Annotated in this window: 9 protein-coding genes; 4 read left to right on the top strand and 5 right to left on the bottom strand. The window is 39.2% G+C overall.

Annotated features, from left to right (window positions below; genetic code table 11):
- Positions 1-283 precede the first annotated feature (283 nt).
- The 3 genes from IQ228_RS12415 to IQ228_RS12405 form a co-directional block, all read right to left on the bottom strand.
- Entirely contained in the window at positions 284-1,267 is a 984-nt protein-coding gene (locus tag IQ228_RS12415) for an RNA polymerase sigma factor, RpoD/SigA family (protein ID WP_027404365.1), read from the bottom strand.
- A 579-nt stretch (positions 1,268-1,846) separates the two neighbouring features.
- A complete protein-coding gene (locus IQ228_RS12410) occupies positions 1,847-3,577 on the bottom strand; it encodes an ATP-binding protein (protein WP_027404366.1) in 1,731 nt (576 codons plus the stop codon).
- Between the two features lie 113 nt (positions 3,578-3,690).
- The gene (locus tag IQ228_RS12405) at positions 3,691-4,485 is read right to left on the bottom strand and encodes a glutathione S-transferase family protein (protein WP_027404367.1); all 795 of its coding nucleotides are present in this window, start codon (positions 4,483-4,485) and stop codon (positions 3,691-3,693) included.
- Positions 4,486-5,219: 734 nt separating this feature from the next.
- Here IQ228_RS12405 and IQ228_RS12400 point away from each other — a divergent pair.
- Positions 5,220-5,879 carry a fasciclin domain-containing protein gene (locus IQ228_RS12400; protein WP_193962977.1) on the top strand — a complete coding sequence of 220 codons (660 nt, stop codon included), beginning with the start codon at positions 5,220-5,222 and terminating at the stop codon, positions 5,877-5,879.
- Between the two features lie 136 nt (positions 5,880-6,015).
- Here IQ228_RS12400 and IQ228_RS12395 read toward each other — a convergent pair whose 3' ends face one another.
- Positions 6,016-6,567: a ferritin-like domain-containing protein gene (locus tag IQ228_RS12395; RefSeq protein ID WP_027404369.1), complete on the bottom strand. Its 552-nt coding sequence runs from the start codon at positions 6,565-6,567 to the stop codon at positions 6,016-6,018.
- 297 nt (positions 6,568-6,864) lie between these two features.
- Between IQ228_RS12395 and IQ228_RS12390 the strand changes: the two genes are divergently transcribed.
- Together IQ228_RS12390 and IQ228_RS12385 are read left to right on the top strand one after the other, a co-directional pair.
- Complete coding sequence (locus IQ228_RS12390) at positions 6,865-7,548, top strand: HEAT repeat domain-containing protein (protein ID WP_027404370.1); 684 nt, start codon at positions 6,865-6,867, stop codon at positions 7,546-7,548.
- 75 nt (positions 7,549-7,623) lie between these two features.
- A complete protein-coding gene (locus IQ228_RS12385) occupies positions 7,624-8,190 on the top strand; it encodes a phycobiliprotein lyase (RefSeq protein WP_027404371.1) in 567 nt (188 codons plus the stop codon).
- Positions 8,191-8,476: 286 nt separating this feature from the next.
- Here IQ228_RS12385 and IQ228_RS12380 read toward each other — a convergent pair whose 3' ends face one another.
- Positions 8,477-9,955 (bottom strand): site-2 protease family protein, encoded by a 1,479-nt coding sequence (locus IQ228_RS12380; protein WP_193962976.1) that lies wholly within the window; start codon positions 9,953-9,955, stop codon positions 8,477-8,479.
- Positions 9,956-10,119: 164 nt separating this feature from the next.
- Between IQ228_RS12380 and IQ228_RS12375 the strand changes: the two genes are divergently transcribed.
- Entirely contained in the window at positions 10,120-10,827 is a 708-nt protein-coding gene (locus IQ228_RS12375) for an MBL fold metallo-hydrolase (RefSeq protein ID WP_193962975.1), read from the top strand.
- The last annotated feature ends 39 nt before the right edge of the window (positions 10,828-10,866 follow it).

Here is a 10,866-nt window from a genome sequence, read left to right as displayed (position 1 = left end):
AATCTCAGATTATCATTAGTTAATAAATTTATCCATCACTTCATAAAATCCTCCACCGGAGGGATGTAAAATCGAGATTGAAAATTCTCAGCCTGTTTCAATGTTTAATTCTTGTATTGATCTGCCAGTAGATACAACTTCCCATCTACGGATTTCGCAAAATAAATCAGAAATTTGCAGAACTTTTGTTATTTCCTCCAAAAAAAATCGCCCCCTGTTTTCAACTCAGGAGGCGCATCACCAAGAGGGATGCTTCAATATACAATTCTGCGCGTATACTGTTTTAGCTGGCAACGTATTCTTTGACATTAGCTCGACGGCGACGTAAATGTGCAAGGGCTTGATGCTCTAACTGGCGAACTCGTTCCCGACTGAGGTTCAACCGTTCACCAACTTTCGCCAAGGACATTTCATTTCCATCTTCTAAACCAAAGCGTAAGGCGACAACTTGACGCTGTTGGGGTGTGAGTTCTGCAAGTAAATTATTCAAGTCTTGACGTAGAAACTCTTGAGTAGTGTAATACTCAGGGGAAGGACCGTCATCTTCCAACATTTCTTGTAATTCGGTATCTTGGTTTTCACCGACGCGCACATCTAAAGAGACTGGTTGACGCGCCATATTCAGATATTCACGAATCTGAGCCGGTTCTAACTCCAGTTCTTTGGCGATTTCTGTCGGTGAGGGTGATCTTCCTAGCTTTTGTGCTAACTCCCGTTGAACTTTTTTAATTTTGTTCAATTTTTCGGTAATATGGATTGGTAGGCGAATGGTTCGACCTTGTTGGGCGATCGCTCTGGTAATTGCTTGACGAATCCACCAGTAAGCATAGGTTGAGAACTTATAACCCCGCATAGGATCAAATTTCTCCACACCCCGTTCTAATCCCAAAGTACCTTCCTGGATTAAATCCAGAAATTCCATATTTCGCTTTTGATATTTTTTCGCAATAGCTACAACCAAGCGTAAATTAGCCTCAATCATTTTTTGCTTGGCTCGCTTACCTTGTACCATCAGATGATTTATTTCTGTTTCTGATTGATTAACACGGGCAGCCCATTCTGATAAACTAGGTTCATGATCAATTTCCTTGCTCAAAGCTTCTTTAGCTTCTAGCAGCGTCATCATCTGCTGTACTTGTTTACCGTAGACAATCTCTTGTTCACGGCTTAACAAAGGTACACGACCAATTTCTCGCAGATAGGTTCTGACCATATCAGCGGTAAATTTCGCATTGACATTCTCTGTATTATTTTTAACTGTAGCCATTGGTGCTTTTATCCTCTACTCCTTAAACATAATCAATATTTTTTTAACAAGGGCAATTCGTAAGCTTACAATATACATCACTGGATATGAAAAGCTACCATCAAGCATGATTGATATTGATCCAACCTTTATGAAGATGTTGTTAGTCTAAAAATATGTCTCCTTACCCTCTCTATAATTTTAATTTTGGAGTTTTATCAGAAATACATTGGGTTGGTGGCTAGAATTCTTTTGTTTAAGTTATCTAGTAGTCGTTTTGAAAACGGAGTCAGTATGAGTTTACATTGGTTTTATGTTACGACAAACAGAGCCAATAGTAAAGTTCCCAGATAATAAATACTCCAGTAATCAAGCTAAAAAGTTGATGATTATGGAAACTATTGTTTTTTAACTTCCAAAAACTGTGTTCGCATATCCATAGTGACGCGAAAATCCCTCGAAAGTTGCTTTTGATTAGCCGGATAACCGAACTTGAGCTATTTGGGTAATGGAGGGATGTTACGAAATTGTTAGTTGTCCGTTGTCTGTTGTCTGTTGTCTGTTGTCTGTTGTCTGTTGTCTGTTGTTGACTTGAAACTACTAAAATCCTAAATCTGCTTTTGCTAGTTCAGCAGCGGTGAACACTTCCTCATCTGTTTTTTCTTCCCAAGCGATCGCACCAATTTCGGAATAAAAGGTAGAATCATAGGGACGAGTCCGCACGACTACTGGCATAGGAACAGCATGACCTAAAATTAGTGCTTGTTGTTTAGAGTCCAACTTAGCTAAGACTGAGCGTAAACCACCCGCACCAGATACACCTGTAAAAATAGCATCAATATCTTTTTCGTCATTCAGCAAAGCGGTGATTCGAGTCCCAATCTGAGACATGACTTCATTATCTATCCCTGATGGACGTTGATCAACTACCAAAAGCGTGACAAAATATTTTCGTAGTTCTCTAGCAATAGTTCCAAAAATTGTACTTTGTACCACTCCTGGGTCAAGAAAGCGGTGTGCTTCCTCTATTGTAATCATTAATGGTGTCGGCCGATCCAAAGGATTTTTACTTTGGAGAAATTTATCAGCTTTTTTGACATAATGCTCATGTATCCGTCTGGTAATCATATTTGTCACCAACATATATGAGAGCATATTGGACTGGGAACCAAATTCGATAACTACGTTTTTTCCAGCTTCTAAAGATTGGACGATATTTTTAATATAATTTTGCGGACAAGCACTTCGCATATATTTTAAACTATCTAAGCGAAAAAGTTTCCGCTGTAATGCCATAATTGAGCCTTTGTGTCCGCGTTTTTCGTCACAAAACATCTCAATATCTTCATTACTCATATTTAGTAATTGAATAATCCACGATTTACCCAACTCTGTAAAGAGGATATTAGCATTATCTAAAGCCGCTTCTGAAAGTCCTAAATCACGATTACATAGTTTTATATCTTCAACTTCGACCTGTTCATAGCTTAGATATAGTTCTTGTGCGTCTCTTACACCTCGGCGTTTTGTTGAATCTGGATCAAGTGTGTAAACTTCAACTTGTCCGGGAAATAGTTGTTTTAAACCTTTTACAGTATTAACGTTCTTTCCTTCTGCGACTGCTTCCCAACCATATTCTGAGTGCATATCAAAAATCAAGTTAACAGCCGCATTCTTACGAATAACCCCAGCTAAAATTAAGCGCGTCAGGAAAGATTTCCCAGTCCCCGATTTACCAAAAATCCCATTACTCCGTTCCACAAAGCGGTTTAAATCAATGCAAATCGGCACATCCATATCTAAGGGTTTACCGATAGAAAAGTTGTTACGATGAGGGTCATCTTCCCAGCCAAACACTTTGCGGAAGTCCTCCTCATTGGCTTCGTAAACTTGGCTAAAGTGACTAGGAATAGTTTTAACAGGTAATAATTCCATCGTCGTACTGGTTTGGGGTTGAAAGGATGCTAAACCAGTGGACGATGGGATAAAAGAATTAGGGGATTTACCATTGTTAGAAAAGCCAGATTCTGAAGATTCAGGGGTAAACATCAACATGGGTGCTAGGTTGATCATCCCATAAGTACCGCTACCTGCTAATACTTCGCGCAAAAAACTATCTTCCCAATTGGGAGGACTAGCTGTAATGCGGTCATTCGCCATACCCAAGGATACATCTGTTAGCATACAGAAAAAGCGCGATCGCATCCCCTGTACCACGAGAAATTTACCTACCCGCATATCTTCCACAGAAATATCTGGGTGTAATCTGACCTCCAAACCCCCAGTCAGAGAACCTTCAATAACAGAACCTAATGGTAATCCCAAATTCATTTTTGTTTGTTGTTCGTTGTTCGTTGTTATAGCAGGGAACAGGGAACAGGGAACAGGGAACAGGAAATATTGATATTTTTCTTGCCTCTTGCCTCTTGCCTATTGCCTCTTGCCTAATCAATTTGAATACTTGTAGGTGCATTTCCTACGGGTGGTGTGATTCCTGGTAATGGTTTTCTAAATTGAGAGTAGATGCGATCGCGCCAAGCGAAAAATGCTTCATAATGAGGATTATTGGCTATACTTGCTAACCCTTTCCCTCTGAGAGATACAGGTAAATCCAAATAAGCACCATCAGGAAACTTCAAAAGCATGGATAAACTAGCAACTGTTAAATCGGCTAAAGTTGGTTCATCACCTGTTAAATAAGGACTACCCACTAATAATTGGGTAATAATATCCAAATCTTGTTTTAAGCTAGTAACAGCCGCATTTACCACATCTGGGGTAAAACCGACACCAAAACCCAGCGCTGACAGAAAATCACTAGGAACACCTTCCACAACACTTCTGAGAATATCTGGAGTAGAAACTGGTAACAACGACTTACGAAAACTCTGATCTTGACTAATAGCTGCAAATAGAACCTTTCTACCTTTAACACCTATAGATTCATCAGCCCAATCTTCCAATAATAAAGTCAAAGCGCGTTTTTTGGGATCTATCGGTATCAGCGGATAATCCGGGTATTCTGAATCTAAATATTTAGCGATTTCTGTAGAATCAGCAATATATCTATTGCCATCTTTTAACACTGGAACTTGCTTTTGTCCAGTTAAACGAAATAATTCTAACTGGCCAATTCCCGGTGCAACTTCAATTTTGCGATACTCTAGTCCTTTATAATCTAGGATTAGACGAACTTTTTCGGAAAATTGAGATAATTCCCACTGATATAGTTCTAGCATATTGTATATTCGGCAACTTGTTTAGTCGTTAATTTTATAATTGTATCTTTAATTCTTAGCATTTTTCCTGTAAATTTACCATTTTCTTGGTTAAGTTGTTGCCCATCAAGTTGGAAATCAATCGAATTTGTGCAACAATCAGGTTCGGATTTTTATGGACATAAATTGATTTAGCACTGTTCGAGATACTTGAAATTTTCCCAATAGTTCATAGCATAAAATAGCATAAAAGTGTTGAACTTGTTAGAGGATGTTTGAAAAGTTTTTAATGTATAAATAAATCCCTCTGGTAAACCTCTCCAGTATTAAATGTTGTTCCTTTTCCCTCTCCTCTTAGGAGCTACGGTGTACACACAAGTTATCAAATCACCATTATTCCTCAAATTACCCCACCCTAACCCTCCCCGATGCTTTGGGGAGGGAACTAATTTTTCCTTAATCCCCCCTTCATAAGGGGGGATTAAGGGGGGTAATTTAACTTGTGTGTACGTGATAGCCTCTTAGGAGAGAGTTAGGGAGAGGTAGGGAAGGGGGGATAGGTTTCATCTAATACTTTTCAAACAAACTCTTAGATATTATAAATATTCCTACTCCTGACCACCGATTTTTAGATTCTTTGATCACCTTACCTCAATTTTTGCGAAAAATCTTGTTCCTGAGTCAAGAACCTTTTTGGTTGGCAAAATGTGATAAATCTTGGTATAACTTGTATGCAATCAGGATAAACAAAATTTATGAACGCTAATTACAGCAAATTGTTGCCCAAAATCACAGCAATTATGGGATTAATGAGTATCGCTCTTTTAACTACTATCCCATCTCCAGCCAAAGAAGTCCGCAATCCCAGACCAAATATTTTCAATGAACCACCTTACAATCGTGGTAGCAAACCTAGTGAAACCGCACCGGTCGCCGAACCCAGCCAGCCAGCAACAGAAGTCCCCACTACACCAGTTAGCAAACCCACCCAGTCGACATCAGTGAATTTAGTGACTTTGCTTGAGAAGAATGAATCTTTTAAAACTCTCGCTAAAGCTTTAAAAGCAGCGGGACTTACAGAAACCTTACAAGGAAAAGGTCTTTTTACCATTTTTGCGCCTACAGACGCAGCATTTGCAAAACTACCAGCGGACGCATTAAAGGATTTATTGAAGCCAGAAAATAAGGAAGTATTGGTCAAGATATTAACTTATCATGTAGTCTCTGGTAAGGTCCTCTCCACTGACTTAAAATCTGGGGAAGTGAAAACCGTAGAAGGGGGTGCTATTAATGTTAAAGTTGACCCAGCTACAGGTGTAACTGTAAATGATGCCAAGGTAACTCAGGCAGATATCCAAGGTAGTAACGGTGTTGTTCATGCAATTGATAACGTAATTCTGCCTCCTGATTTATAGATTTTTGAGATTTGAGTGATGAAAATTCGCAAATTAAAATCCCCGAAGCATGAAAAATCGGGGATTATAATATCCGAAAACACTCAGCTTAAACATGATAATTTAAACTGGGTTTTCCTAGAACATACCAATCAGACTAACGAGCCTTAGCAGTAGCCTTAGCTTCAGTTTGCTTTGCTTCTTGAATTAACTGCATCATCAATTGTTCCAGCTTTTGTGCTGTCTGTTCTTCTTGGTGTAAGTTTTGCTCCAACAACTGGACAACTTGGTTTTGTCCCATTTGTTCCGCTATCTTAATTAAACTACGATAACAAGTGATTTCCAGTTGTTCAATCCTCATGTGCCATTCTGCCAGTCCTAAGTCGCTAATTTTGGCATTATCGGCAGCTAGAAGTGCAAATTTTTGACCTTCACTAACTAAACCAGCCGCAACATCACAGGTAATTCTCTGTGGTTGTTCTCCTAGAATACTTAACACCTGTTTCAGGTTTTCGATATGCTGTTCGGTTTCTGGAATATGTGGCTCAATTACAGCTTTCAATTTACTGTTTTGACAACATTGCCACATCATTTGCTGGGCTTCTAAGAAATGATTTTCAGCATCGAACATGATGTTCATTTCATAGATAAGCTGCTGTTGTAAGCTGGTGATTTTTTTCGTACCCGGGCGATCGCTAACTAAAACCATGATCATTCTCCTAATGGTAATTTCGCTGTCTTTAACAGTCGTTCCATTAACCCTACGTCTATTCCGATCTATTCTCCTCTTACTAAAGACACAGTATAGGTGTGAAGTTTTACTGTTATTTAAGTGACGATATCATACCAAAGTCTGAACTATGATTTGTGTGATCTCTTTGATTTAGATGATTAATGGGTTTATTATCACCAAAAGCATCTAAATCGTCAGAATCACAAGAATCATAGTTTAGACTGCGCCAATTACGTTAAAGTAAAGATAAATTAAGAAATTGCTGTCAAATAAATGGCTGCTCCAAGTTTAGAAGTAATTGCGACTCAGTTAGAAAGTCCAAATTTGCGCGATCGCATGGTAGCTCTTGCTAGTTTGCGTGATATATCTGCCGATGATGCAGTCCCTTTAATTAAAAAGGTTCTAGATGATGAATCCCTGCAACTGCGCTCAATGGCAATATTCGCTCTAGGAATCAAAAAAACCCCAGAGTGCTATTCTATTCTGGTGAAAATTTTAGAAACAGATCCAGATTATGGCATCCGCGCTGATGCTGCCGGTGCATTGGGATATCTAGAAGATAATAGAGCATTAGAAGTGCTATCACGGGCATTTTATGAAGATACGGACTGGCTGGTGCGATTTAGTGCTGCCGTATCTTTAGGTAATATCAAAGACCCTCGCGCCCATGATATTCTCATCCAAGCGTTAAATAGCGAAGAAATAGTCATTCAACAAGCGGCTATTTCAGCTTTGGGAGAAATCCGCGATATAGATTCTGTGACACATATTCTCCGTTTTGCCCAATCAGAGGATTGGTTAGTGCGACAACGACTAGCTGAGGCTTTAGGCAATTTACCGACTCCTAAGAGTGTCTCTGCCTTAAAATATCTAGAGAAAGATAGTCATAAAAACGTTGCTGAATCAGCCAGGATTTCTCTACAAAGACTTGAAGAAACCAATAACCAACAACCTTAGTTGAACTTAAAGTCGCTTCCTAGTTTTTAATAATAAAAGGCATTGTTAAAATTGTGATGCAGGACAACTTTATTTATGAACATTGAAGAATTTTTTGAATTAAGTGCTGGAAAGTGGTTTTCCCATCGCACCAGTCACCATTTAGCGTTCAAGCAGTCAGAAGACGGCAAATCGGACATCGTAATTGAGATGTTAGCCGCTGATCATCCAGAAGTAATTGAACTGTGTGAACAGCATGAAATTGCGCCAAATACGGCTTCCTGTGGGGCGCGAGTTATCTGGAATGGCACAATGGAATGGGACGAAGAAAAACATCAGGGTTCGACTGTTTTAGTCACAGTCCCCAATATAGATAACCCAGATGAAGGTAAATTACTCCGAGCAATGGGTTATGCCGAAAAAGCCCCCGTTTCTGGTAGCTATAAAATCGGTGACGATGGTGCTTTAACTCTGATTACTGAGTATGAAACCATGTGGTCTGAAGAAAGGCTATGGTTTGCCAGTCCTAATCTACGGATGCGGATATGTGTGCTGAAGCGATTTGGTGGCTTTAGTATGGCTTCCTTCACTTCTGAAATCCGTATGGGTAGCACAGATGCTTCTAAAAAGGCTACTGAAGCCGCTAATTCGCAAAAATCCTAGACTAAGTAGTGAGACAGAATTAATTACACAATGTCATTGCGTAAGCGTTGCGTGGCGTTAGCCATATGTAACGAAGTGAAATGAAGTGAAATGAAGCAATCGCCAGGGTTGTGATTGCTTCCCTTCCCTCGCAATGACTGTAAATATTTTTGTCCAATTACTTACAATATTGAGGTTGGTAATGGGTCATTGGTCATTAAGTAGGTGAACACAATAAAACCAAACTGTGTAAAGAAATGTAAAATCGCCCAAACCCTCTTCACTCTTGCCTCTTGCCTCTTGCCTCTTATATATGCAACAAATTAGCTAAAACTTGGGGTAATGGTAAAACAATCAACAGTAACAAAGCCATTGACATTAATCCCATAAAATCACGTTTATTATCTAATTCCGTGACATCGTTTAAAGCAGGTTCGTCAACTAAGGGAACAAATAATAAAATAATTGCCCAAAATAAAAATTCTTCTCGGATAAACGAAAGCATTAGTAATAATAATCTGGCAACTTGACCAATAATCACAGCAGTTCGTTGTCCAAACATAGCATGGACAATGTGACCACCATCTAACTGTCCCACAGGCATCAAATTTAATGCGGTGACAATTAATCCTAAGAAACCTGCAATTGCAACTGGATGTAAATCAATGGCAGATTTTGCAGTTAATTCACTTCCTAAAGCCAACTTTGAGAGTAAAGCTAATAGAATTGAATATTTAGGATTGAGTGCATTGGGGTTTAAAAGTCCGGCTTTTTCGGGTAAAGCTACTATTTCTGAATGAGCTAAACCCCAAATTAATAAAGGTATAGTCATAATAAATCCTGCCAATGGACCAGCCATACTCACATCAAATAACGCTTTGCGGTGAGGTATGGGACTCTGCATTTTAATAAAAGCACCAAATGTGCCTAAGAAGAAAGGTATAGGAATAAAATAGGGTAATGTGGTGCGAATTTTGTAGAATTTTGCTATTAAATAATGACCTAGTTCGTGAGTTCCTAAGATAGTTATTAAGCCCAAAGCATAAGGTAAACCCTGAAAAAATAATGTGAAATCAGATTCTAGTTGGGTGATATTAAAACCCGCAATTTTCAAGCCGATAAAAGTGGTGCTGAATAAAGTTGCTACTAACAATAGTAATGCTAAGACTGATTCGGAAATTTTTTCTGCGTTTTGTTGGTGATTTTGTTTAACTGCTTGGGGATTGGGAACTAATACAAAGAAGGGTTTATCATTCATTCCTTCTTGAAATATGACTAAGAAGCGATCGCCAAATTGTCCTTCAATATTAGTTTTAATTTGCTCATAAGCCTCACTAGCCATAGTTCGCAACTGTCCCCGACAAATTACTGCTTGGGGACGGTACTCAATATTTTGCACATAATAGACAGACCAAGGAAAGCAGTTTCGTAGTCGGCTTTCTTCTGCTAAGTCTATGGGACGGACAGGCGCTGTTTCTAGGGGAGGATGATTATTTGATGGTGATAGATTTTCTGGAGATTGATTTTCTGGATTTACGGGTAATTGCCGACCCCGATTAAACAATACCCAATATAATAATAAACAACCTCCCGATACCCAAAGAATCAATGCTGATGGGGGAGCTTGTTTAGCACCATATATCAGCGTCCAACCAGTCAATACAAATGCAGGTGTCATTAAAACCAGCCACAATAACCATACAGGGGTTCTTGTAGCCCGTGCAACGCTTTGTTGCATCATTAAATAAGTCAATGACCCCAGAAGGAGGAGAAACCAAAATGCCATATTATTTTCACTATGTTTGATAAAATGCCTTACCTATAATTTTTGTTACAGATTTTAATTATAAGCAAGACTGCACGCCTTAATTTTTCAATCACAGTTCACAGTCATGGTGAATACACTGTAACCTGATTGTTCACCACTCCTCAGTTTGAGTTTTTTCATTTATGTCTTCTTTTCCCCAGCAGTCGAGTTACAAGACTAAACCACCACGTTCTATCTTGACAAAAAGCCCGTCAACGCCAGAAAATCCTCTGATTTTTACGAATAACAGTATTTTTGCCTTTCCACCTAATCGGGACACTTTAGGAGGGACATCTTACTTCATTATCAGCAATGAAGGAAATATTCTCATAGATTGCCCAGCTTTAGAACAAATAAACCAGGATTTTTTGTCCTCACATGGGGGAATTCGGTGGTTTTTTATCAGTCATCGTGGTGCTATTGGTAAAGCCGCAGAATATCAGCAAATCTTAAATTGCGAAATTCTCATCCAAGAACAAGAAGCCTATTTATTGCCCGGTTCAACTGTCACCACTTTTACTCATGAGTTCACTCTCAATGCCACAACGCGAATAATTTGGACACCGGGCCATTCTCCGGGCTCTTCTTGTTTATATTATCGTGAATTTGATGGCGTGTTATTTTCGGGACGGCATTTACTTCCTAACCAGCATGGTGAACCTATGCCACTACGCACTTCTAAAACTTTTCATTGGCTACGACAACTTAAAAGCGTTAAGTTATTAAGCGATCGCTTCACACCACAAACTTTAACTTATTTATGCCCCGGTGCTAATACAGGCTACCTCAGAGGTAAACCCTGTATAGACCAAGCTTACCAAAAAATCACCAACTTGAATTTAGGGGAATAGGTGACAGGTGCTACGCCACGGGGACAGGGGGCAGGGGGC

This window comes from Dolichospermum sp. LEGE 00246, assembly GCF_015207865.1.
Lineage (GTDB): Bacteria > Cyanobacteriota > Cyanobacteriia > Cyanobacteriales > Nostocaceae > Dolichospermum > Dolichospermum heterosporum.
Note: the sequence above shows the minus strand (reverse complement) of the source record. Positions and strands in the feature narration are given on the sequence as shown.